The organism is Lysobacter dokdonensis DS-58 (assembly GCF_000770795.1).
GTDB classification, from domain to species: domain Bacteria; phylum Pseudomonadota; class Gammaproteobacteria; order Xanthomonadales; family Xanthomonadaceae; genus Noviluteimonas; species Noviluteimonas dokdonensis.
On sequence record NZ_JRKJ01000016.1, the window covers coordinates 1 to 24089 of the forward strand.

A 24089-nucleotide genomic window follows, 5' to 3' on the forward strand; every position below is an offset into this window, starting at 1 on the left:
CCACGCAGCCGCCAACCGCGCGAGGCTGTCGCGGGCGTGCGCGTCCTCCGGATCGAGCGCGAGCGCGGCGCGATAGGCATCGGTCGCCGCGTCGAGTTGCTTGCGACGCAACGCGGCATCGCCGCGCGCGCGTTGCGCATCGCGCGCCTGCGTCAGCGCGGCTTGCGCGTCGGGCAGGCCGACGTGGCCCGGGTCGTATTCGCGCACGCGCGCCACCAACGTGGCCGCGTCTTCGAACTCGTTGCGCGCCAGGTGCGCCTGCGCTTGTTGCAGCAACTGCGAGAGCGCGTCCTCGCGGCCTTCGAGCGCGGTGTTGTTGGATGGCTGCAGTGACAGCACTTCCTTGTAGAGCGGCAGCGCGGCCTTCGGGTCGCCATCCAGATGACCTGCCTCGCGCGCCTTGGCCGCGTCGGCGAGGAGCGTGTCGGTGGCGACGAGGTCGACTTCGTGTGCACGCAAGCGCGACTCGATGCGGTCGACCTGCGCGCTCGGCACCGCGAGTTCGCGCGCGAGTTGCAAGGCCAGGTGCGCTTCCTGGAAGCGGCGCGCGTCGGTCGCCTTGTCGGCTTTGGCGAGCGCCACTTCGCCGACGCGCTGCAAGCCCGCGCGGGCTTCGTCGCGGTCCGAATCCATTGCCAGCGCCGCGGAATACAGCTCGCGCGCGCCGGTGCGGTCGGGCGCCGTGAGTTTGCCGGCGGCCAGCGCGCGCGCCGCCGCATCGAGCGTCTGCTGGTATTGCGCTTCGGGATACAGGCGATCGGACATCGGCTGGCGGAACGCGACGATCAACACCACCAGGCCGAGCACGCCGACGGCACCGACTTCCACGCGCCGGCGCAACGCCGGTGGCCAGCGGCGCAACCAGTCGATGAAACGCAGGCGGAGCGGATCGCGGACGCGGGCCATGTCAGGTCGCGCGCCGCGCTTGCTCGACGCCCGGCACCGCGGCGAGTTTCCCGAGCAGCGCCGAGAGTTGGCCGTAGTCCGACACGCGCAGGCGCACGTTCAGGCGCACGCGGCCGGTGCCGCGTTCGGGCTCGCTGCTGATCGCGGCGACGTGCGCGTTCTCCTGCGCGATCAGGTTCGACAAATCCTTCAGCAACCACTTGCGATCGAGCGCGAGCAGGACCACGTCGACATCGTGCCCGCCGCCCGCGCCGCCCCATTCGACGGGAATCGCGCGTTGCGGCTGCGCCGCCGCCAGGCGCACGTACGTCGGGCAACCCAGGCGATGCACCGAAATGCCCTTGCCGCGCGTGAGGTAACCGACGATGGGTTCGCCCGGCACCGGCTGGCAGCAACGCGCCGGTTGCGCGAGCAGGTTGCCGACGCCGGCGATGGTGAAATCGGAACGGCCCTTCTTCGCCGGTGCACGCGACACGACCGGCGAATGCACGGGCTCGGGTTCGGCGAGCGCGCGTTCGTGTTCGAGCAATGCACGCCCCACCTGGTGCGGGCCGACGTCGCCCAGCGCGACGAGCACGACGAGGTCGTCGTCGGTGGACACATTGAATTTCGGCAACACCGGTGCGAGATCCGCTTTCGCGAGGCCGAGGCGCTTGAGTTCCTTGTCCAGCAATTCGCGGCCGGCCTGCAGGTTGCGTGCGCGGTCGAGCTTGTGGAACCAGCTGCGCACCTTCTCGCGCGAACGCGCGCTGGCGAGAAAGCCGTTGGATTGCACGAGCCAGTCGCGCCGCGGCTCGGCGACCTTGCCGGTCATGATTTCGACGCGGTCGCCGCTGCGCAGAACGTGGTCGAGCGGCACGATGCGGCCGTCGACCTTCGCGCCGCGGCAGCGATGCCCGACTTCGGTGTGCAGGCGGTAGGCGAAGTCCAGCGGCGTCGATCCGCGCGGCAGATCGATCACTTCACCGCGCGGCGTGAGCACGTAGATGCGGTCTTCGGCGAGCTCGCTGTCGAGTTCGCGCAGCAAATTGCCTTCTTCGCCCGGCGTGGATTCCAGCAGCTGGCGCATCCACGCGATGCGCTTTTCCATCGCGGCGTCGGCGCCCTTGCTCGACCCGCGGCCTTCCTTGTACTTCCAGTGCGCGGCGACGCCGAGCTCGGCCTGCGCGTGCATCTCGTGCGTGCGGATCTGCACTTCGAGCGTCTTGCCTTCCGGCCCGATCACCGCGGTGTGCAGCGAGCGATAGTCGTTGCGCTTGGGACGCGCGATGTAGTCGTCGAACTCGTCGGGCACCGGCAGCCACAACGCATGCACCAGGCCGAGCACGGCGTAGCACGCGGGCACGTCGTCGACGAGCACGCGCACGGCGCGCAGGTCGTACAACTCGCCGATGGGCGCGTTCTTCTTCTGCATCTTCCGCCAGATGCTGTAGATGTGCTTCGGGCGGCCGGCGACGTCGGCGCGGATGCCGGCCGCGTCGAGCGCATCGCGCAGCGAGGCCTTCACGTCTTCGATGAAGCGCTCGCGGCCGCTGCGCTTGTCGTCGAGCAGACGCGCGATCTGCTGGTAGGTCTGCGGCTCGAGATACCGGAACGCGAGGTCTTCCAGTTCCCACTTCAGCTGCCAGATGCCCAGGCGATTGGCGAGCGGCGCGTGGATGTCGCGCGTGAGTTGCGCGAGCGCGCGCTGCTGTTCCGGCGGCGCGTTCACCGCCAGGCGCAGGCGCGCGAGATGGCGCGAGAGCAGCACGAGCACGACGCGCAGGTCGCGCACGATGGCAAGCAGCAGTCGGCGCAGGCCTTCGCTGCTGCCTTGTCCGCGTTGTTCGGCGTGCAGCGCCCAGACCTGCACCGCGGCGCGCTGGCCTTCCAGCAACGCGGAAATCTGCGGGTAGTCCTTCTCGATGCGCGGGCGCAGCGCCGCGTCCACGCGCGGCAGCGCGCGCAGCACGGCGGCGGCCGTGACTTCGCCGTCGGCGCCCAGGCGCGCGAGCGAACCCAGCGTATCGGCCAGCACCGCCGGCGGGTCGGGCGCATCCACGAAGGGATCCCCCGCCACCTGCAGCATCGCGTCGCGCAACGGTTGCGCGATCGCGTCCGCGGGCGGGAGCGCCAGCAACGCGGGCAATGTCAGTGGGGTGAGCTTGCTCAAGGGAGTGGAGGATCCTGCGACGGCCCTACAGTACCGCGCCTTGCGCGAAGGGCGCGGCAGCGCCGTTCAGCCGCCGCGCAGGCGCGCCAGCCGCGCGGCGAGCCGCTTCGGGGAGACACCGGCGCGCGCACCGAGTTCCTGCGCGAACAGCGAGACCCGCAGTTCCTCCAGGTCCCAGCGCAGCGCCTGCCACTCGGGTTCATCCAGCTGGTCGTCCACCGCGGCGTCGGCCAGCGCATCGGCGAAGGGCTTGAGTTCGAGCATGCGGGCCTGGTCGCGCGCCGGATCGCGCAGCGCGCGTTCGGCGCGCAACACCAGCGCACGCAGGTAGCGCGGGTAATCGGCGAGCGCGGCGGCGGGCACGTCGCGCAGGAAGCCCGGCGGCACGAGCGCGGCGAGCTGCCGGCGCATGTCGTCGAGGTTGCCGCTCGCCCATCCGACCAACTTGCTGTCCAGGCCCGCGCGCACGTCGGCGACCAGGGACAGGATCGCCTCGGCCTGCCGAAGGCGCGCGGTCGCTTCGGGGAACAGGCCCTTGGCGATCGCCTCGCGTCGTGCTTCGAAAGCGACGGTGTCGCGCACGTCTTCGAGGCCATCCGACGCGAGCGCTGCGAAGGCGCCTTCGACCAGGTCGGCCCGCAGGCGGTCGCTGTCGGTGCCCGGCAGGTCGCGCGGCCCCGCCGACTCGATCGCCGCGTACAGCAGCGCGAGTTTCGCCTGGATCGGCAGCTGCTTGCGCGCGTGCTTGAGTTTGTCGGCCAGTTCGAGGCGCAGCAGGCGGCGCACACCGTCGGGGTGGCGGCGGTTGGCTTCCTCGCGGCTCGCATGCACGGTGAGCGCGACGGAATCGCCGCGGTCTTCGAGCGCGGGATAGGCGGGCACGCCGCCCGCGCCGGTGACCGAGGGTGGGATGGGCCGCTCGGGGAAGTGGACGAGGCCTTGTTGCGCGAGGCCTTCCGCGGCGCGGGCGGCGAAGGCGGCTTCGGCCCTGGCGCCGAATCGTGCGCGGAGTTCCTGCAGGTCACGGGATTCCGCCAGCACGAGAGGGTCCCCTCCCCGCGTTGCGGGGCGGGAAGGCGTTGCGTCGATGAGCCTGAGATTTGCGTGCAGGTGCTGCTCGATCGATGGCGGGTCGAATTCGGCTGCGGAGATCGCAACGCCGGTGAGCTTGTGCAGGAACCGCGCGAGCTCGCCTTCGATCGCATCCGCGGTCGGTTGCGGGAAGGCTTCGGCGAAGGCGCGCGCGAAATCCGGCGCGGGCACGAAGTTGCGGCGCAAGGCCTTCGGCAACGATTTGATCAACGCGGTCGCCTTGTCGGCCACGAAGCCCGGCGCGAGCCACGACAACCGCGCTGCATCCAGTGCATTGAGCAGATGCAGCGGAACGACGACAGTCATGCCGTCGTCCTGCGATCCCGGTTCGAAGCGATAGCGCACCGCGAGGCGCACATCGCCCAGCGGGAAATACGGCGGAAAGCGCGTGGCATCGCTTTCGTCGCCCACCATCAGGTCGGCGAGCGTCCACTCGAGCGCCGCCTTCTCCTCCTTCGACAATCGCGCGAACCATGCATCCAGCGCCTGCGCGTTGTGCACGTGCGCGGGCAGGCGATCGAGATACCACTGCGCCTGCCACTCCTCGTCGACCACCAACCCGGTGCGGCGTTGCTTGGCTTCTTCTTCCTTCGCCTTCTCCAGCGTGGACAGGTTGCGTTGCAGGAATGCGGCGCGCGTGTTGATCTCGCCCGTCACCAGCGCATCGCGCGCGAAGATCTGCCGCGCTTCTTCGGGGAACAACGCGCCGTAGTGGATCGGCCGCTTCGGCGCGAGCACGAGGCCGAACAAGGAAATCTGTTCGCTGCCGACCACGCGCCCCTGCGAGCGCGCCCAGCGCGGATCGTGCTGGCGGCGCGCGAGCAGGTGCGGCAACGCATCGATGGCCCATTCGGGTTCGATGGCGGCATTGGTCAGCGACCACACGCGCTCGGTGTCGAGCAGCGTCGCCGACAGCACCCACGGCGGCGGTTTCTTCGCCAGCGGCGAACCGGGGAACAATTGGAACTTGCGGCCGCGCGGGCCGTCGTAGAGGTTGCGGTCCGCGCGATTGCCGACCTGCGTCGGCAGGCCCGTCAGCAACGCACGATGCAGGTCCGCGTACGGCGCGTCGGCGTCGTTCTGTTTCCATCCCAGTTCGTCGCACAGCAACTTCAACTGGCGATGCAGCTCGCGCCATTCGCGCAGCCGCAGGAAGCCGAGGAAGTGCTTCTCCGCCCACTGGCGCAGCTTGGATTGCGTGAGGTCTTCGTGCGCCTGGCGGTACGCATCCCACAACTTGAGGATGCCGACGAATTCCGACTTCTGGTCGGCGAACTCCGCGTGCGCGTTGTCCGCGGCGGCGCGTTGGTCGGCGGGGCGTTCGCGCGGGTCCTGGATGCCGAGGAACGCGGCGATCGCGATCATCTCGCGCAGGCAGCCTCGCTCGTTGGCTGCGATGAGCATGCGCGCGAGCTTCACGTCAACCGGCAGGCGCGCCATCGTGCGGCCGATCGGCGTGAGCTTGCGCGCGCCGTGTTCGGCGTCTTCGATGGCGCCCAGTTCGAGCAATTGTTGCCAGCCATCGGCGACCGCTCGCGGCTCGGGCGGTTCCAGGAACGGGAATTCCTCGATGCGGCCCAAGCCCAGCGACAACATACGCAGGATCACGCCCGCGAGCGCGGCGCGGCGGATTTCCGGGTCGGTGAACCGCGCGCGCGATTCGAAATCGGACTCCGTATACAGGCGATAGCACGTGCCCGGCGCGATGCGCCCGCAGCGGCCCTTGCGTTGGTCCGCGCTGGCCTGGCTGATCGGCTCGATGTGCAGGCGATCGAGTTTCTGCCGCGGGCTGTAACGCTTCACGCGCGCCAGGCCGGGGTCGACCACCGCGTGGATGCGCGGCACCGTCAGCGAGGTTTCGGCGACGTTGGTCGCCAGCACGATGCGCCGCTTGGGGCCGGGATTGAACACGCGGTCCTGGTCCCTGGCCGACAGGCGCGCGTAGAGCGGCAGGATCTCGGTGTGGCGATACTTGCGGCGTTCGAGCGCGGTGTGCGCGTCGCGGATCTCGCGTTCGCCGGGCAGGAAGATCAGCGTGTCGCCCATCGGGTGTTCGCGCGCGATTTCGTCGCACGCACCGACGATGCCGTCGAGCACCGTGCGGTCGCCCGCATCCTCGCCCTCGCCTTCGATCGGCCGCCACTGCACGTCGACCGGATAACCGCGGCCTTCGACGCTCACCACCGGCGCGTCGTTGAAATGCGCGGAGAAGCGCGCGGTGTCGATCGTCGCCGAGGTGACGATGATCTTCAGGTCCTTGCGGCGCGTGAGCAGCTGCTTGAGGTACCCGAGCAGGAAGTCGATGTTGAGGCTGCGCTCGTGCGCTTCGTCGACGATGATCGTGTCGTAGGCCGACAACCAGCGATCGGACTGGATCTCGGCGAGCAGGATGCCGTCGGTCATGAACTTGACCGCCGTCTGCTCCGACACGTTGTCGGTGAACCGCACCTGGTAACCGACCGCACCGCCCATCGGCACCTGCAATTCTTCGGCGACGCGGCGTGCGACCGCGCGCGCGGCGATGCGGCGCGGCTGCGTGCAGCCGATCATGCCGGCGGCGCCGCGGCCGGCGGCGAGGCACAACTTCGGCAACTGCGTGGTCTTGCCCGAACCGGTTTCGCCCGCGATCACCACCACCGGATGCGCGCGGATCAATTCGACGATGCGCTCGGCCTCCGCGGCGATCGGCAGCGTGTCGTCGACCGCCGCTTGCGGGAGGCGCGCGGCGCGCAGCTCGCGCGTCTCCACCGAAACGGCGAGCGCGGCGGCGAACGCATCGCGCGCCGATTCATCGCCGGGCTTGGCGTTCCAGCGGTTCCACAGGCCCAGCAGGCGGCCGCGGTCCTTCGACAACGCCCCGTCGATGGCCCGCCGGCCCTGCGATGACGCGCCCTTTGCACCTGTTTCCATACACTCCATGACCATTGACCGGATCAATCGCGGCGCCAGCAACAGTCGATTTCCGCCGCCGTCCCCGCCGCACTATTGTGATCGCAACAAGACGCAAAGGAGCACTGAACGCATGGCCACCCCCGCCAAGACCCTGAAGGAAGACCCGCAAGTGGGCGGCAACGCCCCCGACATCGACATCGGGATCAGCGCCGAAGACCGGAAGAAGATCTCCGAGTCGTTGATGGTCTCGCTGGCGGACGCCTTCACGCTGTACCTGAAGACGCACAACTTCCACTTCAACATCACCGGCGAGATGTTCAACAGCCTGCACACGATGTTCGAGACCCAGTACAACGAGCAGTGGATGGCCTTCGACGAGATCGCCGAGCGCATCCGCGCGCTGGGCTTCAACGTGCCGGCCTCCTACGACGACTTCCAGCGCCTGACCAGCATCAAGCCGGGCACGAAGGTCGAGCACACCGACTGGCGCGAGATGGTGCGCCAGCTCGTCGTGGGCAACGAGGCGGTCGCCCGCTCGGAGCGCAAGTCGCTGGAAATCGCCGACAAGGCCGGCGACGACCCGACCGTCGACATGCTCACCCAGCGCCTGAAGGTGCACGAAAAGAACGCCTGGATGCTGCGCGCGCTGCTGCAGTGATGCGATGAATGCCGACGCGTCGGCGATGCCGGCGCGTCGCGCTTGGTATTCTGGCGGCATGTCGCAGTCCGCCCTCGATGTCCTCCGCCACGTTTTCGGGTACGACGCCTTCCGGGGCGTACAGGGCGAGATCGTCGACCACGTCGCCACCGGCGGCGATGCGCTCGTGCTCATGCCCACCGGCGGCGGCAAATCCCTGTGCTACCAGTTGCCCGCGCTGTTGCGCCAGGGCACGGCGGTCGTCGTCTCGCCGCTGATCGCCCTGATGCAGGACCAGGTCGAGGCCCTTCGCCAGTTGGGGGTCAAGGCCGCGTTTCTCAACTCTTCGCTGGATGCGGCGGAATCCCTGGCGGTCGAGCGAGCCTTCTCCGACGGCGCGCTCGACCTGCTGTACGTGGCGCCGGAACGCTTGCTGACCCCGCGCTTCCTCTCGCGGCTCGAGCGCGCGCACATCGCGCTGTTCGCCATCGACGAAGCGCATTGCGTCTCGCAATGGGGCCACGACTTCCGCCCGGAGTACCGCCAGCTCACGATGCTGCACGAGCGGTTTCCCGACGTGCCGCGCATCGCGCTGACCGCCACGGCCGACGCGCCGACGCGGCGCGAGATCGTCGAGCGCCTGGGCCTGGAGGACGCGCGGCAGTTCGTCAGCTCCTTCGATCGGCCGAACATCCGCTACACCATCGTGTCCCGCGACGACGGGCGCCGCCAGCTCGTGGATTTCCTTCGCGATCGCCGCCGCGATTCGGGCATCGTGTACTGCCTCTCGCGCAAGAAGGTCGAGCAGACCGCGGAATTCCTCGTCGCACAGGGCTTCACCGCGCTGCCGTACCACGCGGGGCTCGATTCGGAAATGCGCGCCGCGCACCAGCGGCGCTTCCTGCGAGAGGACGGCATCGTCATGGTCGCGACCATCGCCTTCGGCATGGGCATCGACAAACCCGACGTGCGTTACGTCGCGCACCTCGACCTGCCGAAATCCCTGGAAGGCTATTACCAGGAAACCGGCCGCGCGGGCCGCGACGGGGATCCGGCGGATGCGTGGATGGCCTACGGCCTGGGCGACGCGGTGCTGTTGCAGCGGATGATCGAGGAATCCGAGTCGGGCGAGGAACGCAAACGCCTGGAGCGGCGCAAGCTCGACGCGCTGATCGGCTTCTGCGAATCCACCGCGTGCCGCCGCCAGGGGCTGCTCACGTATTTCGGCGAACCGCACGCAGGCGACTGCGGCAACTGCGACAACTGCATCGCGCCACCGCGCAGCTGGGACGCCACGGTCGCTGCGCAGAAGGCGTTGTCGTGCGTCTATCGCACCGGGCAGCGGTTCGGCGCGGCGCACGTGATCGACGTCCTGCGCGGCGCGGAGACGCAGAAGGTCTTCCAATTCGGGCACGACCACGTCACCACATACGGCATCGGCAAGGAACTCGATGCCAAGCAATGGCGCAGCGTGTTCCGGCAACTCGTCGCCGGCGGGTGGCTGGCGGTGGACGTGGAAGGCCACGGCTCGCTGCGGCTCACCTCCGCCAGTTCCGCGCTGTTGAAAGGCGAAACCACGCTGACCTTGCGTGCGGAGACCGAGAAGGCGCCGCGTCGTCGCGAATCGCGCAACGCCGAAGTGTTGTCCGACTTGCCGGACGAGGCGGCGCACCGCTTCGACGCCTTGCGCCGGTGGCGCAGCGAAGTCGCGCGCGAACAGGGCGTGCCGGCGTACGTCATCTTCCATGACGCCACGCTGCGGCAAATCGCGTTGGCCGAGCCGTCGGACCTGGATGCACTCGCGGAAGTCCAAGGCGTCGGCGCGGCCAAGCTCGAACGCTACGGGCGCGACGTGCTGGAAACCTTGATCGGCGGCTGATACGAAAACGGGAAGGCCTTTCGACCTTCCCGCGTCGCGCCCTGATCAGAGGCTGGAACGGCTATCGATCAGCGCTGGTCAGCGCTTCTGGTTCTGATCGGTGCTGCGCGCATCCGGCTGGGAGCCGGTCTTTCCCTGCATGTCGCGGTCGGTGCTGGTGTCGGACTGGCCGGCCTTGCGTTCCGTCCCGGAATCCTTGCCCATGCCCTGCTGGCCGGCCTGCTGGTTCTGCTTGTCCTGCGGCGAGCCGGTGTTCTGCTGCGTACGATCGTTCGGATTGTTGGCCATCGTTGTACTTCTCCGTTGGTTACCAATTGCCGGCGTGAGATTTGCCGGACGCGACCATTCTGCAATTGGTTGCATGAGAAACACGTGATACGTGAGCGCATTCAGCGCGCAATCGAATGTGTTGCATGAACCGTTGCGAGTGTTCAAAGCCGCTTCCACAAACCCGAACAGGCAATGTGAGGAACTTTCTTCGCGCATGACGGCGCGCCTCTGCCTTTGCCCCGAAGGGCAGGCGAATTGCCCCAAAGGTCAATCGGTTCGCGCGCGACGCGTTGCTAGCCTCGCGGAATTCCAACAAGGGGAGAGTTCGCGTGTCGCTGACCATGCATTCCAGGCAACCCATCCGCGGCCTCGTGGTTGGCGCCGCGCTGTCACTGTTGCTCCTCGGTGGTTGCCAGCGTGCGGACAACGCCACTGCGCCGGCAGCCGCTGCCACGCAGGCTCCGCCCGCCGCTGCGGGCGCGCGCGCGGCGCAAGTGCGCGCACTCGCGCGCGATGCGTATGTGTGGGGCTATCCCATCGTCGACAACTACCGCGTCATGGATGCCTACGTGCTCGACCCGAGGAACCCCGAGTACAAGGGGCCGTTCAACACGATCCGCAACAACGCGCGCCTGTACACGCCGGAGGACCGCGCGATCCAGACGCCCAACTCCGACACGCCGTATTCGATGGTGTGGCTCGACCTGCGCGCCGAACCGCTCGTGCTGACGGTGCCGGAGATCGAAGCCGACCGCTACTACGCCGTGCAGTTGATCGACGCGTACACACACAACGTCGGTTACATCGGCAGCCGCACGACCGGCAACAAGGCCGGGCGGTATCTCATCGCGGGCCCGGACTGGAAGGGCGAAGCGCCCGACGGCATCGACAAGGTGTTTCCGATGGAAACGCAGTTCGTGTTCGCGGTCTACCGAACGCAGCTGTTCGGTGCGCAGGACATGGACAACGTGAGGCGCATCCAGGCCGGCTATGGCGTGCAACCCTTGTCGGCGTACCTCGAGCAACCGGCGCCGTTGCCGCCGCCGCGCGTCGCGTGGGTCAAGCCGGTGTCGGCGGAGGAACAACGCACGTCGCTGGAGTTCTTCAACGAGTTGTCTTCGGCGCTGCAGTTCATCCCGACGCATCCGCTGGCCGCGGAATTCCGCGCGAAGCTGGAGTCCGTCGGTTTCGTGCCGGGCCGCCGGTTCGACTGGACGCAGGCCGATCCCGCGGTGCGCGATGCGCTGCTCGCGGGCATGAAGGACGGGCAGGCGAAGATCGACGAAGCGCGCAAGCGCCGCAACTCCTCGATGGGCCTGTTCGGCACGCGCGAGGACATGCACTACGATCCGCTCGCGCGCGCGCTCGGCGCGCAGGTCGGCATCTACGCGAACTCGCCGGAAGAGGCGATGTACACCTCGTACGAAGCCGACGCGAACGGCGCGCGCCTGGATGCCTCGAAGCAGCGTTACCGCCTGCGCTTCCCGAAGGGCGGGCTCCCGCCGGTGAAGGGCTTCTGGTCGATGACGATGTACGACCTGCCCGGGCAGTTGCTGGTCGACAACCCGTTGGATCGTTACCTCATCAATTCGACGATGCTCGACACGCTCGAGCGCGACCCCGATGGCGGCATCACGCTGTACCTGCAGAAGGACTCGCCGGGCAAGGACAAGGAAAGCAACTGGCTGCCCACGCCGAACGGCCCGTTCTTCGCCGTCTTGCGCAACTACTGGCCGGACGCGTCGATCGTCGACGGCAAGTGGCAAGCGCCGAAGATCGAGCCGGCACCGTAAGCCGCGGCTTCACGCCCCCGCATGGCGGCACGTGCGAGCGTCCGGCTTCCTCGTCCGCGCCGGGTGTCCGCCATGTTCCGCATGCTGCAGGCCGTGCTCGTCGCGATCGCCTTGAGCGCCTGCGTCGCGAAGGGCGACCCCTCGCAACCGATCCCCACGGCGACGCTGCCGGCCAAGGCCGCCAAGGCCGAGCGCCTCGTCATCGTGCTGCCTGGCCGCGCGGACGACCTCGCGCGGTTGCAGAACAGCGGCGTCGCCGATTCCATCCACGACGCGTGGCCCGACGCCGACGTCGTGTTCGCCGAGCTGACGCTCGATTTCTATCGCGAAGGCGATGCACCCAAACGCCTGCGCACCGAGGTCGTCGAACCGTTGCGCGCGCGCGGCTATCGCGAAGTGTGGATGGCCGGTGCGTCGATGGGCGGCATGGGTACCTTGATGTACGACGCGCAATTCCCCGGCGAGCTGGACGGGATGATCCTGCTCGCGCCGTACCTGGGCGACTTCAACCTGCTGCTGGAAATCGACAAGGCCGGCGGCGTGCGCAAGTGGAACGGCGGTGCGCCGCAGGGATTCACCGAACAAAGTTGGCAACGCGACGTGTGGCGTTACATCAAGACCCTCGCCGACGATCCGAAGCGCAGCCAGCGCATCTGGCTCGCCTACGGCGACGAAGATCGCCTGCGCAAGGCGATGCCGTTGTTCGTGCCTGCGTTGCACGAGAAGCAAGTGTTCGTGCGCGATGGTGGCCATACCTGGCGCGTGTGGACGCCGGCGACGCGCGAGATGCTGCGTGCGATCGATGCGCAGCGCGATACCCCCCAGGCAGCGCGCGTCGGGCGTTGACGCGCTGATCAGGCCGCGACGACGCGCTGCGCCACCGCGACCTCGACCGGCAGGCAGATCCGGAACTTCGATCCGAGCCCCAGTCCGGGGCTCGTCGCCTTGATCGTGCCGCCGTGCAGTTGCACGAGGCTGCGCACCAGGGCCAGGCCGATGCCGAGGCCGCCTTCGTTGCGATCGGGCGTCGGTTCGGCCTGCACGAACAGGTCGAACACGCGCGGCACCAGCGACGCGTCCATGCCGATGCCGTCGTCTTCGACCTCGATGCAGGCCAGATTGTCCTCGACGTCGAAGCGCACGTCGATGTGGCCGTGGTCGGGCGTGTACTTGGCGGCGTTGTTGAGCAGGTTGGCGAACACCTGCGTCATGCGCGCCGCATCGCCCTGCACGCGCACCGGGCCGTCGGGGAGCGAAACACGCACCGAATGCTGTTTGCGCGCGATCAGCGGCGCGACCTGTTCCAGCGCCTGCCGCACCGCATGCGCGAGATCCATTTCGCGCACGTCGAGCGCAGCCTGCCCCTGTGTGACGCGCGAGACGTCGAGCAGGTCGTTGACCAGGTGCGTCATGTGCTGCACCTGGCGTTCGATGATCGCGCTGGCCTCGCGCACGCGGTCGGCGTCGTCGGGCGCCATGCGCAGCAGCGAGGCCGCGGTGGCGATCGGCGCGAGCGGGTTGCGCAATTCGTGCGCCAGGATCGCGAGGAACCGGTCCTTGCGCTGGTCGGCGTCGCGCAGGAGCATTTCGCTGCGCGACAGCGCCTCCTGCACGAGCTTCTGCTCGTTGATGTCGGTGCACGTGCCCATCCAGCGCACGATCGCGCCGGACGCATCGCGGATCGGCAGCGCCAGGCCGAGCACCCAGCGGTACTCGCCGCTGCGGTGGCGCAGGCGATATTCGATTTCGTACGGCGCGCCCGTCGCGAGGCTGTGCCGCCAGCGCTCCCACGCGCGCGCCTGGTCGTCGGGATGGAACATCCCGTTCCAGGCTTCGCCGTCGGTGGAGCCTTCCGGCACGCCGGTGTAGGCGTACCACTGCGGGTTGTAGTAGTCGTGGTAGCCGTCGGGCAAGGTCGACCACACCATCTGCGGGATCATCTCCGCGACGGTGCGGAACCGTTGCTCGCTCACGCGCAGCGCATCGAGCGCGGACTCGCGGTCGGTGACGTCGTGGCCCTGCACGAAGATCGCGTGCGATTTCCCGTCGTCGCCGACGATCGGCTGGAAGACGAAGTCGACGTAACGCGGGTGCAACTCACCGCCCGTGGAGGCCAGGCGCACTTCCATGCCGCGGCCGACGAAGCGCCGCCCGGTCTGGCGCACCTGGTCGAGCAGGTTGATGTAGTTCTGTTCGACGATCTCGGGCAACGCGTCGCTGAGCTTGCGGCCGATGAGGTCGCTGCGCCCGACCAATTCCTCGTAGGCGTCGTTCGCGATCTCGAAGACGTAGTCCTTGCCCGAGATCACCGCCATGAAGCCGGGCGCCTGATCGAACAGCGACATCAGGTGCCGGCGTTGCGCTTCGAGCGCGCTGTTGGCGTCCTGCACCGCGCGGGCGCGCGATACGACGCCTTGCCAGAGTTGTTCGGGCGTCGCGCCCTGCGACTTGCGGACTTCCTCGAGTTCGACGCGCGTGCGTTCGACTTCGGTCACGTCCGTCGTGTGCTGCAGCACGGCGTCGACTTCGCCGTCGGCGTCGAACAGCGGCGTGTGGGTCGCGCTCCAGAAACGTTCTTCGACCACGCGGCCCGTCGGAGTCTCGCGCTCGATGGTGTACGGCACGAGCGCCAGCATGTCGGCGCGCCCCGTGTCGAACACGCGCAGGATCGAACGGCGCACGGCATCGCTCTGCGACTGTCCCGACGCGTCGACTTCACCCGGGAAGGCGTCGAACACCCGGCGTCCGACCAACGCCTCGGGCATCGTGCCGATGATCGACGCATAGGCGTCGTTGACCGCCAGATAGCGGAGGTCGCGATCGACCACCATGTAGGGGTTCGGCGAGTGGCGGAAGAGCGCTTCGAAATCGACCACACGAGGCTCCGGCACTCGCTTGCAGGATCGCAATGGCCGGGGATTGTGAAGAACGCCCCGTCAGGGCGTCTTCACATGCTCAGTACGGCTGGTTGCGATGCCACCGCAGGGCCGTTTCGAGGATCGGCGCGAGCGTGTCGTATGCCGGCGCCCACCCCAGCGCGGCGCGGGCCTTGTCGCTCGCGGCGACCAGCACGGCGGGGTCGCCGGCGCGGCGGGGCTCGACCGAAAACGAGATCGCGCGGCCGCTCACCGCTTCGGCCGCGGCGATCACCTCGCGCACGGAGAAGCCCTGGCCATTGCCGAGGTTGAAGGTGTGCGCGCCCGCGTTGGTGTCGAGGAACGCCAACGCGCGCAGGTGCGCTTCGGCCAGGTCGTCGACGTGCACGTAATCGCGCACGCAGGTGCCGTCGCGCGTGTCGTAATCCTCGCCGAAGACTTTCAGCGCGGGCCCGGTGCCCAGCGCGGCGCGCAGCACGTTCGGGATCAGGTGTGTTTCCGGCGAATGCGATTCGCCGATGGTCGCCTCGGGGCTCGCGCCGGCGGCGTTGAAGTAACGCAGCGCCACCGAGCGCAGCCCGTACGCGCCGGCCGCATCGGCGAGGATGCGCTCGACCATCAATTTGCTTGCGCCGTAGGGATTGATCGGCTGCTTCGGGTGTTCTTCGTCGATGCGGTCGCTGTGCGGATGGCCGAACACGGCAGCGGTCGAGGAGAACACCAGGCGCTCGACGCCATGCGCGCGCATCGCTTCCAGCAGGTTGAGCGTGCCGGTGACGTTGGCGGCGTAGTACGCGTAGGGATCCAGGACGGATTCGCCCACCAGCGACCGCGCGCAGAAATGCATGACCGCATCGAATCGCCGGCCGTCGAACGCGCGGGCGAGCGATGCCGGATCGAGCACGTCGGCCTCGACGAGCTCGCCCCACTGCACCGCTTCGCGATGACCGGTGGAAAGGTTGTCGAGGACGGTCACGCGATGGTCGCGCAGGGCCAGCCAGCGGGCCATGTGGCTGCCGATGTACCCCGCACCACCGCAAACGAGAATGTGCATCCGGGCATGGTGACCGGTTGCATCGCCGGCCCGCAAGGGCCAAGGTCGCCCCATCGCGAGGCATGGAGCATGGCGATGAAATATTGCGACCTGGTCATGAAGGGCGGGATCACCAGCGGCATCGTGTATCCCAACGCGGTGCTGGCGCTGGCGCGCGAGTTCCGTTTCAAGAGCGTCGGCGGGACGTCGGCGGGCGCGATCGCCGCGGCGGTGACCGCGGCGGCGGCCTGCGGCGACCGGCGCAGGGCCGCCGGTGCGGCGGCGCACGATTCGGCGGGGGCCGGTTTCGACGGTCTGGCGCAGGTCGCTTCGCAATTGACCACGCAAGGCTTCATCCATCGGCTCTTCCAGCCCGCGTGGGGCGCGCGCAATGCGTATCGCGCCCTCGTGTGCGCCGCGGGCACGGCGCCGCGGTGGAAGAAGGTCGCGGCCATCGTCGGCGCGATCCTGGCGACGGCACCGCTCGAATTCGCGCTGGTGTTCGGCCTGTTGCTCGCGTTGGGCTATTCGCTCGCCGGCGGTGGCGGCGTGCTGGCGATGGGGGCGCCGTCGTTGTTCTGCGCGTACGCGGCCGCGGCGATCTCGGCGGTGCTGCGCGTGGCGCGCGTGGTGCGCGGCAACCTGTTCGGGCTGTGCAACGGGAAGGACGCGTTGACCGCCTGGCTGCACGAGACCTTGCAACACCTGTCCGGGCAATCGGGGCAAGCGCCGCTCACGTTCGAGGACCTTCGCAGCGCGCCGCGTTTCGACGACGAACCCGCGACGCCCGACGCGATCGTCCTGCGCATGATCACCACCAGCATCTCGCATCGCGAGCCCCGCACGCTGCCGTTCCGCGACGTGAAGTTCTGGTTCCTGCGGGAGGAGTTCGACCGCTTGTTCCCGAAGTCGGTCGTCGACTGGATGGTCGCCAACGGCGGCGCCCCCGAGCACGTCGGCGACAAGGTGTATCACCCACTGCCGGGCGACGATCGACTGCCCGTGATCGTCGCCACGCGCATGAGCCTGAGTTTCCCGCTGCTCGTCAGCGCCGTGCCGTTGCACGAACCCGCGCGCCGCGCATCACCCGAACAGGATGTCGAGCGGGTGCTCGCGGAGCCGGCGAAATCGCAGGTCGACAGCGCCGACCAACTCGCAACCGGCGGTGCCGAGCGTACTGCGTCGAACATCGCGGCGATGCGCCCGGTGTGGTTTTCCGACGGCGGCATCGGCAGCAATTTCCCGATCCACCTGTTCGATGCCGCGTTGCCGCTGTGGCCGACCTTCGCGATCGACCTGGTCTACAAGGCCGTCGACGATACGGGCGTCGAGCGCGACGGTGCGGTCTTCCTGCCCGAACGCAATGCCCAAGGCTGGCAACGCACGTACCAGGCGATCGGCGACCGCAATGCGCCGGCGGACGTCGCGGGGTTCGTGTTCGGCATCGTGGCGACCATGCAGAACTGGCGCGACCTGTTGCTCGCGCGCGCGCCCGGCCAGCGCGACCGCATCGTGCACGTGGCGCTGGAAGGCGACGAAGGCGGCATGAACCTCGACATGCCGCAGGCGGTGCTGGAACGCATCGCGGCGAAGGGCACGCAGGCCGGCGAGCGCTTCAACACCTTCTCCTTCGAGAACCACTACTGGATCCGCTGGCGCAACCTCGCCTCCGGGCTGCAGCGGTATACGCAGCAGGTGGCGCGCACGCACGATGGGCGCCTGCGCGTGCCCGACTACGCGGCGGCGTATGCGTTGCCGGAGTCGGCCGACGCGCAGCCGCCGTCGTACGCGTTGCGCGACGAGTTCCAGCGCATCGAGTCGGCGCGGTTGCTGTGGCAGCTCGTCCACCAGGGCGAGGCGTGGGCGGACATGCAGACGGATTTGACGCAGGGGGCGCCGAGGCCGTTGCCGCAGTTGGCGATCACGCCGATTTACTGACCTCCCTCCCGCACGAGTGCATCCCTTCCTTGCTCCCAAGTAACGCCAACCTTGTTAGCGGCATGTTTGCGGACTCTTCCATCATCGAAAGCCCCAGCTCATCGACCCTCGACTGAAGCGCCAAATACCGATCGTTATCTTCGACCGGACATTCTTTCAGCTGTTCATTGAGCACTTCCATTTGAACACTCAGCTCGCGGATTTCCTGAGGTGCCTTGGTCGCTTGCCAAAAGTCATACCTTTGCACAAGCAGGTTGACCGCACCACAGACGCCGAACGAATACAGTTGCGGTGGACCTCTTCCCGAGTCAGGGCGCAACTCATGGCGCTTGTTCCCCTGACATGGAGGCCATCATCCAGCTGCCATCGGGTAGCCGGACATAGGTCATGGACACGGCCTTGTCCTTACACGCTTCCGTTTCCTGCTCGTGCTTGCAGTAGCGAACGTCGAAATCCTGGCGGTTGGCAGAAATGTGCGTTCGCTGGACGAGTCTCACGCCTGCGTACCGTCTTCCGGGCGGAGGGTGCATCCGAAAATCCTGCGTCACCCGCGCCTTTGTGACGCCGGACGGGGGCCAGACAACGACGACGGCAAGCACTGCGAGCGTGCCAACCAGCAAGCCCGAGACGATCATGAGGACACCAGAGATGCGTCCCTTGTGCCCGGTAACAACCTTCCAGGCGCAAGGCACATGTGCGTTGGGTGCCGGGAACAGACCTGAGACGAGCGAGTTCACGCCCAAATAGAGCGAATAACAAGCCATCGACGCCAAGCCACCCACGCACATCACCAATCCGACCCATGCAAGCGTCGAGAACTCGCCGGAAGAAATACGCGCCGACTGACTCCAAAGAATCAAGCACGCGACGACCAGAGACAGAAGACATCCCAGGCAGGCGATCAGCGTGCGACGCTTGGTTCCCGCCACGGTTTGGCGATTCATCGATTCGCTCATGGCACCGGCGCCAAAAGGAGGATTCCGCAACCGACTTCCCAAGCCACGGCGCCAAGGAGGTCGTTCAGGGTGTACGCGACATTTTCCTGAGCGTGTGCCTTGGATGCATCTAGCAGTTGCTGGCCAACCCTCTCATGCTCTTCGTAAAGTGCTGCGTAACGATCATGGTCGTCCACGGGGCAATCTTTCATCTCCTTCGTGATTGCATTTAGTCGCTCAACCATACCGTCCATGCCAGGCACCTTCAGCGCTTGACGGTATGAATTGAGTTGAAAAGCCGCGTTTGCCGCAGTGCACACGCCAAACGCAATGATTCCAAGACCTGTCGAGTCCACCTGCTTGATGGGGTTGGCACCGGCGTACGAGTACGTCGAGTAGCTACCGCCCGCCAGCCCGATTGGATCGGCTTGGATATATCCAGCTTCTTGGTCGTAGTCCCGAAATCCGTTCTGCCAGAGCCCCGTCTCTGCGTCGAAGTACTGCCCGGGCAACCCGATATTGAGACCGCCGATCTGGTCTAGCACCACGCTGCGGCCGTATTCGGCGTTGGCCGCGCGCCAGATGACTTGTTTTGCGCCGTCGCTGACGGCTTCCGGGCGCCCGAGGTGGTCGTTGTGGACGTAGCGGAGAACGTTATCGGGTTGGATGGTCGCGATCAGTTCGTTGCCGAGCCAGACGTAGTTGGTCCAGCCGGTGCTTCCTTTTTCGGCCATCAGGCGGTTTTGTTCCGCGTAGACGAATTGTGTCTTTCCGTTCGGTGTCGATTTGCCGATGCGTTGGTCAAGGGCGTTGATCGTGTAGCGCGAGATCGCGCCGTTCACGGTCGCGGTTCGCATTCGGTTGAAGGCGTCGTAGGTGTAGCGCGTGCTCGTACCCGGGCCGTCCTTGGCGATGCGGCTGCCTAGGGCGTCGTAGCCGAAAGTGCGCGTGCCACCGTTTGCCGTGATCGCGATGATGCGGTTGCTGTTCGGGTCGATGGTGGCGTGAGCGATGTCACCGGCAGTCGCGACGCTGTCGACGTTGCCGTTCGCGTCGTGCGTCCATTGGCGTCCGTGCAGAGTTTCACGCGATAGCCGACCCAAGGCATCGTACTCGAACTTGCGGCTTTCGGTTGTCGTCACACCGTGCGTCAGCGCGGTGATTTCATCGGCATCGTTGAATCCGTAGGTGAGACTCTGGACGAGGGTGGCGCCCTGTCCTGCGCTGACGCCGGTCAGGCGTCCGTCGGCATCGAAGTTGTAGCGGCGGTTCAGGCCGTTGGCGTACGTCCATTGCGCGACGGTGCCGAAGGGCTGGTGCGCAATGCTGTTCGCGACGGTGCGGGTGACGCCGTCGATCGTCGCGGTGATCGTGTGCAGACGGCCGCTGGTGAAGCCGTAGCCGACGCCAACGCCATTCGGGTAGGCGATGCCGGTCACGCGGCCCATGCCGTCCTGCGCGTAGGCGATGGTGCTGTCGTACGCGATGCCCGCGTCATCGACGCCGCTGTCGCGCCTCATCGTCAGCCAGCCTTGCGGGGTGTACGCGTGCGTCACCGTCGTGACGATCGCGCCGTTCTCACGCAACTGCGCTTCGCAGAGGCGGCCCTTGCCGTTCTGACAGGTGTCGTGCACGAAATTGCGTTCCGATGTGTCGGATTTCGCTTGCGTCATCCGCCCGAGGCTGTCGTGCGCGTATTCTACGACGCTGCCGTCGTTGCGCGTGGTCCGCGTACGCAGGCCGGCGGCGGTGTACTCGTGTCGCGTGGTGCCGGTGTCGGGGCTGCTGTGCTTGCGCAGCTGGCCGTAGCCGTCGTAGTCGTAGCTCGTCACCAAGCCGCGGGGATCGATGACCATGGCTATGCGGTCGGCGATGTCGTACGCGAATGACGCCACGCCGCCTGCCGCATCACGCGTGGTCGCGATGCGGCCCAGGGCGTCGTAGGTCATCGTTGTCGTTCGGCCCACGCCGTCGGTCGTCGTCAGCAGGCGGCCTGCGTCGTCGTATGTGTAGCGCGCGGCGGTGGTGTCGGTTCCGCTGACCGGGTCTACGTGGCGTTCGCGAATCACGCGGCCCGCTTCGTCGTGGTCGTACGAAATCGTGCGCAGGATTTCCGCATGGGCGGCGGGCGCCGCGCACAGCATCGAGAGGACGAGCAGGCGTTTCATGGCGTCTCCTTTGGCAGCCGGCGAGGTTCTTGGCATACGCCGCTACCGGGCGAGCAAAAGCCGTCGGGGTTTTCGACTTCCAGGTACGCCTCAGGCACGGTCGCGCCGAACGGGCCGACGCCGTCGGCATGCATGCGTCCGCCGAAGCGCAACACAACGGGTGGGCTCACTGGGCCCGAGGGTGCTACGAACGTGTATTGGATCGTCGCGCTTCCACCTGGTGCGACTGCGGCGGGAAGCGCGGTGCGGACCGGCGTTTGTTGCGCTGCGCTCGTGCGTCCGAGATACACGCTGCCCGCCGGCCACGCGGCGTTGCCGGTATTCTTGACCGTAACGCGCACGGTGCCCTGTTCCTGTGCGAACACATGACCCGGCACGTCATGCAACACGATCTGTGCGTCGTGAACGATCTGCGCGATGGTGCGTGTCGCCGAATGGCCGCCACAGCCCGCCGCATTGCACGCGCGCACGCGATAGGCGTGCGGAACCGCGGTGGATTTGCCGGTGACGGCGCGGCTGGTGACGGCCGCATCCTGCACTTGCGTCCAGGCGCCGCCATTGGTGCTTTCGTCGAGGTGGTAGCTCGTCGCGCCCTCGACTGCATTCCAGCTGACGGTGAACGCGCCGGTGGTATTCACTGCAGGTACGCTCGCCGCGGGCACGTCGGACGGCGGGTCAATGTCGACTACATTGGCTTCCGGGGACCATGGGCCACAGCCGGATTCGTTGCAGGCCGCAACCCGATACCTGTAGGTGCCCGCCGTCTTGCCGGTAACGGCCCTGCTGGTCGCAGCTGCGTCGTGCACCAGCGTCCATGCGCCGGCGCTGGTGCGCTCCTCCAACCGGTAAAAGGTTGCACGCACCGTGGAGGCCCAGTACACCGTGTACGCGCCGGTCGTGCTTTGCGCCGGTGCGCTGAGCGATGCGGGCGCGACGGCCGGCACCAAGCGCGGCACGAGATGCGCGCCTGATCCGCCGAGGACGTCGTTCGACTTTCCGGCCGGCGAAAGACCGTGCACATGGATCGACTTGCCGCCGTGCGCGTCGCGTTGTGCGTCGGTCAGCGCGATCTGCAATCGATAGGCGGCCCCCTGCGCTTGGCAGGCAGATGCCACCGCCGGCTCGCTCGCCTTGTTTGCGGGATGCCGACCCAGGAACGTGCCGGTCGGCCACGCACCACCGACGTACAGATCGACATTGATCGGCGCATCCTGCCCCGTCGTACAGGCCCAGCCGTGGACTTCCCGCGCAGCGCCGTCGGCAACGACGCCTTCGACATGCCCCTGGATCGTCGTCTGCGCCGGATATGCCGTGCGCAGGATGTCGACCTTCGTCGGCTGCGACATCGCGTTGAAGCGCGTGACTTTGCGGGCGTAGCGCCCATCCGGTTCGCGCTCGTATTCTTCGGTGGTACGTCGCGCGGCGTCGTGGATCCAGCGTAGTTCACGGCCGTCGGGCGTGCGCACCGACGCCGGCAGGCCGCTCGCGTGGAAGGTGTAGTGCGTGATCTGCGGCACGCCGGCGACGATCCGGGTTGCGGAGACCACGCGCCCTCGTGCGTCATACGTGTAATCGGTGACGTCGCCATTGGGACCGGTGACGCGGCCGGGTTGGCCGAGTGCGTCGTGGTTCGCGTAAGTCGTGGCGTGGCCCACCCCGTTCTCGACGCGCACCAAGTCGCCCTGTGCGTTGAACGTCGAGGTGACCTCATCGTTCAACAAGGGGCCATCGGCGGTGGCGCTGGCGAGGAGGCCATTCGGGTGTCGGATGTAGCGATAAGTGGTCGTGCGAGTTTCCAGCGGCACGCCATGGGGCGAAAGGTTCCGCGTGGTCACGACAGCAGGGCGGCCGTCCCCCGTCCATTCGAACTGCGTGTCGAGCTCGCCCACGCGCGTGATACGCATCAGGCGGTTCATGGTCGCGTTCCACTCCCGCAAGGTCGTACGCGCGAGGGGTGTCCCTGCGGCTTCGACCGACTTGACCAGCCGACCCTGCGCATCGTGGTCGAAGTCGGTCAGCGTATCGGTAAAGTCGCTGAATATGTCCGGGAATCCGTTCGCGTCGTAGGTGAGATCGCGGTACGAGGCGGTGCAGTTGGCGGAGACATGGCCGGCGACTGACACCTTCCTGCCGTCCTCGTACGTGTGCGTCGTTTTGCGCCCAAGCGGATTGGTCTCCACGACGCGGAAGCCGATCGGCCTCGGCTGCATGGCCTCGCCCGCGTAGGGCTGGATGCAATGGTGCTGGTAGCACTCCCAGCCCTTTTCCGCGTCGGTCATGAAGCCGCCCGGCGGCGGCGTCGCGGGCGGTAGCGGCAGCGCTTCGTTCGCATCGACGTGATATTCGAACGTGTAGCGCTCGACGCCTCCGGCATGCTCGGTGGAAATCGCGCGTCCTTGTGCGTCGTAGGCGAAGGTCGAGAAACGCACGCCGTCGAACGATTTGCCAGTCAGCGCGCCTGCGAACCGCGCGTCTTCGTAGTGATACTCCACGATCGTTGTGGGGGCACCGGGCGCGGACGCGCTGGCGAGGCGGCCGCGACCCGTGCCGAAGACGTTTGGCGCGTAGGTGTACCGATACGGGCTGCCGGCGGGATCTGTGACTTCGGTGAGTTGCCCACTCGACCAAGTGAACGTGACCTTGCGCCCGGACGTGTGCGTGACGCTTTGCAAGCGTTTGGCGCTGTAGGCGAAAGTCCATGCGATGCCTTGAGCGTTCCGGCGTTCCCTGATGTACCCCTCGGTGTCGTAGGTTTCCGTGCCACCCTCATCGTTGTGCAGCGTGTGGCTGCCATCGCCGTTGCGAACAACATACGCGACGCCGCCCGGCTGTGCCGGCACCCAGCGCTGAGTATCGGTGTTCGACACGAACTTCAAACGGTGGCCATCCGGCCGTTGCGCCCATGCCACGGCGCCCTGCACTACCAGCGTGTAATCGAAGTTGCTCAGCCAGTGCTTTCCGAACAACCCGATCCCCGTCCACATCCGGTTGTAGGTTCGCGACAGGTGCAGCGGCATTTCGCCGCCGGCTGCGAAGTCGAGTTCCGATTCGACCTTGTTGCCGGTGTACAGCACCACCGGATTGCCGCGCGTTTCATCGCATTGCTGGTCGCGCTTGTCGTCGGTTTCCTGTTCCGGTGCCGTGGGCGTGGAGGCCTCTCCTTCACTACCCCGTTCGCCACTGAATCCGTAGCCGACGTCGTTCGACCACGCGTAGCCGGGCACCCTGTCATAAGTTGCCCACACCGTGACAGTGTTGAGTTCGATAGGACTGCCACGCGCGTCGTTGTAGTACTGTACGCGCGCACCCTTGAGTCCGCGCGAGTCAGCGGCATGCATGGGCGCCGACAGAGCGGCGAACACACACAACAGGCGAATCGATCCGCGCATCGCAACTCCAGCCACTCGGGGACTGGCGCCAGTAGGCGACACACCGTTTGCTCAGGTCTATCGGTGCAAAGCGGATTCGCGCGCCGAATATTCCTCAACGCGAGGCTACGGCATTCTGGGGTGCGACGG

At 67.2% G+C, this 24089-nt stretch carries 13 protein-coding genes and 1 pseudogene; 5 read left to right on the forward strand and 9 right to left on the reverse strand.

Going from position 1 to position 24089, the window contains the following annotated elements:
- The 3 genes and pseudogenes from LF41_RS09995 to hrpA form a co-directional block, all read right to left on the reverse strand.
- A pseudogene (locus LF41_RS09995) lies at window positions 1-906 on the reverse strand (hypothetical protein); the annotation flags it as partial.
- Window position 907: 1 nt separating this feature from the next.
- Window positions 908-3058 carry a RelA/SpoT family protein gene (locus tag LF41_RS10000; RefSeq protein ID WP_036169198.1) on the reverse strand — a complete coding sequence of 717 codons (2151 nt, stop codon included), beginning with the start codon at window positions 3056-3058 and terminating at the stop codon, window positions 908-910.
- A gap of 66 nt (window positions 3059-3124) precedes the next feature.
- Window positions 3125-7069, reverse strand: a complete 3945-nt coding sequence (hrpA, locus tag LF41_RS10005) for an ATP-dependent RNA helicase HrpA (RefSeq protein WP_202594041.1) — start codon at window positions 7067-7069, stop codon at window positions 3125-3127.
- A 103-nt stretch (window positions 7070-7172) separates the two neighbouring features.
- On the opposite strand from hrpA, the gene LF41_RS10010 reads away from it, so the two are divergent.
- The gene (locus LF41_RS10010; RefSeq protein WP_036169203.1) at window positions 7173-7700 is read left to right on the forward strand and encodes a Dps family protein; all 528 of its coding nucleotides are present in this window, start codon (window positions 7173-7175) and stop codon (window positions 7698-7700) included.
- Window positions 7701-7758: 58 nt separating this feature from the next.
- The gene (gene recQ, locus LF41_RS10015; protein ID WP_036169447.1) at window positions 7759-9558 is read left to right on the forward strand and encodes a DNA helicase RecQ; all 1800 of its coding nucleotides are present in this window, start codon (window positions 7759-7761) and stop codon (window positions 9556-9558) included.
- 78 nt (window positions 9559-9636) lie between these two features.
- Here recQ and LF41_RS10020 read toward each other — a convergent pair whose 3' ends face one another.
- A complete protein-coding gene (locus tag LF41_RS10020) occupies window positions 9637-9846 on the reverse strand; it encodes a hypothetical protein (protein ID WP_036169206.1) in 210 nt (69 codons plus the stop codon).
- A gap of 311 nt (window positions 9847-10157) precedes the next feature.
- Between LF41_RS10020 and LF41_RS10025 the strand changes: the two genes are divergently transcribed.
- Together LF41_RS10025 and LF41_RS10030 are read left to right on the forward strand one after the other, a co-directional pair.
- A complete protein-coding gene (locus LF41_RS10025) occupies window positions 10158-11621 on the forward strand; it encodes a DUF1254 domain-containing protein (RefSeq protein WP_202594037.1) in 1464 nt (487 codons plus the stop codon).
- Between the two features lie 72 nt (window positions 11622-11693).
- Window positions 11694-12467: an alpha/beta hydrolase-fold protein gene (locus tag LF41_RS10030; RefSeq protein ID WP_052116315.1), complete on the forward strand. Its 774-nt coding sequence runs from the start codon at window positions 11694-11696 to the stop codon at window positions 12465-12467.
- Window positions 12468-12475: 8 nt separating this feature from the next.
- Here the strand turns inward: LF41_RS10030 and LF41_RS10035 are convergent, their stop codons facing one another.
- Together LF41_RS10035 and galE are read right to left on the reverse strand one after the other, a co-directional pair.
- Complete coding sequence (locus LF41_RS10035) at window positions 12476-14497, reverse strand: PAS domain-containing sensor histidine kinase (protein WP_052116316.1); 2022 nt, start codon at window positions 14495-14497, stop codon at window positions 12476-12478.
- 79 nt (window positions 14498-14576) lie between these two features.
- Complete coding sequence (gene galE / locus LF41_RS10040; protein ID WP_036169209.1) at window positions 14577-15551, reverse strand: UDP-glucose 4-epimerase GalE; 975 nt, start codon at window positions 15549-15551, stop codon at window positions 14577-14579.
- A gap of 69 nt (window positions 15552-15620) precedes the next feature.
- On the opposite strand from galE, the gene LF41_RS10045 reads away from it, so the two are divergent.
- On the forward strand, window positions 15621-17468 hold the full coding sequence (locus LF41_RS10045; RefSeq protein ID WP_036169211.1) for a patatin-like phospholipase family protein: 1848 nt from the start codon (window positions 15621-15623) through the stop codon (window positions 17466-17468).
- 320 nt (window positions 17469-17788) lie between these two features.
- Here the strand turns inward: LF41_RS10045 and LF41_RS10055 are convergent, their stop codons facing one another.
- From LF41_RS10055 to LF41_RS16155, 3 genes are read right to left on the reverse strand one after another with little or no spacing between them, the layout of a single operon-like run.
- Window positions 17789-18412 (reverse strand): hypothetical protein, encoded by a 624-nt coding sequence (locus LF41_RS10055; RefSeq protein ID WP_152599978.1) that lies wholly within the window; start codon window positions 18410-18412, stop codon window positions 17789-17791.
- An 8-nt stretch (window positions 18413-18420) separates the two neighbouring features.
- On the reverse strand, window positions 18421-20571 hold the full coding sequence (locus LF41_RS10060) for an RHS repeat-associated core domain-containing protein (RefSeq protein WP_052116317.1): 2151 nt from the start codon (window positions 20569-20571) through the stop codon (window positions 18421-18423).
- The gene (locus LF41_RS16155) at window positions 20568-23960 is read right to left on the reverse strand and encodes a DUF6531 domain-containing protein (RefSeq protein WP_052116318.1); all 3393 of its coding nucleotides are present in this window, start codon (window positions 23958-23960) and stop codon (window positions 20568-20570) included. The genes LF41_RS10060 and LF41_RS16155 overlap by 4 nt, the downstream gene beginning before the upstream one ends.
- Window positions 23961-24089 lie beyond the last annotated feature (129 nt).

Excerpts from the sequence above, each read along its gene's own strand:
- hrpA (WP_202594041.1), bottom strand. The coding sequence starts at position 7,069 with ATGGAGTGTATGGAAACAGGTGCAAAGGGCGCGTCATCGCAGGGCCGG.
- LF41_RS10010 (WP_036169203.1), top strand. The coding sequence starts at position 7,173 with ATGGCCACCCCCGCCAAGACCCTGAAGGAAGACCCGCAAGTGGGCGGC.
- recQ (WP_036169447.1), top strand. The coding sequence starts at position 7,759 with ATGTCGCAGTCCGCCCTCGATGTCCTCCGCCACGTTTTCGGGTACGAC.
- LF41_RS10020 (WP_036169206.1), bottom strand. The coding sequence starts at position 9,846 with ATGGCCAACAATCCGAACGATCGTACGCAGCAGAACACCGGCTCGCCG.
- LF41_RS10030 (WP_052116315.1), top strand. The coding sequence starts at position 11,694 with ATGTTCCGCATGCTGCAGGCCGTGCTCGTCGCGATCGCCTTGAGCGCC.
- galE (WP_036169209.1), bottom strand. The coding sequence starts at position 15,551 with ATGCACATTCTCGTTTGCGGTGGTGCGGGGTACATCGGCAGCCACATG.
- LF41_RS10045 (WP_036169211.1), top strand. The coding sequence starts at position 15,621 with ATGGCGATGAAATATTGCGACCTGGTCATGAAGGGCGGGATCACCAGC.
- LF41_RS10055 (WP_152599978.1), bottom strand. The coding sequence starts at position 18,412 with ATGAATCGCCAAACCGTGGCGGGAACCAAGCGTCGCACGCTGATCGCC.
- LF41_RS10060 (WP_052116317.1), bottom strand. The coding sequence starts at position 20,571 with ATGAAACGCCTGCTCGTCCTCTCGATGCTGTGCGCGGCGCCCGCCGCC.
- LF41_RS16155 (WP_052116318.1), bottom strand. The coding sequence starts at position 23,960 with ATGCGCGGATCGATTCGCCTGTTGTGTGTGTTCGCCGCTCTGTCGGCG.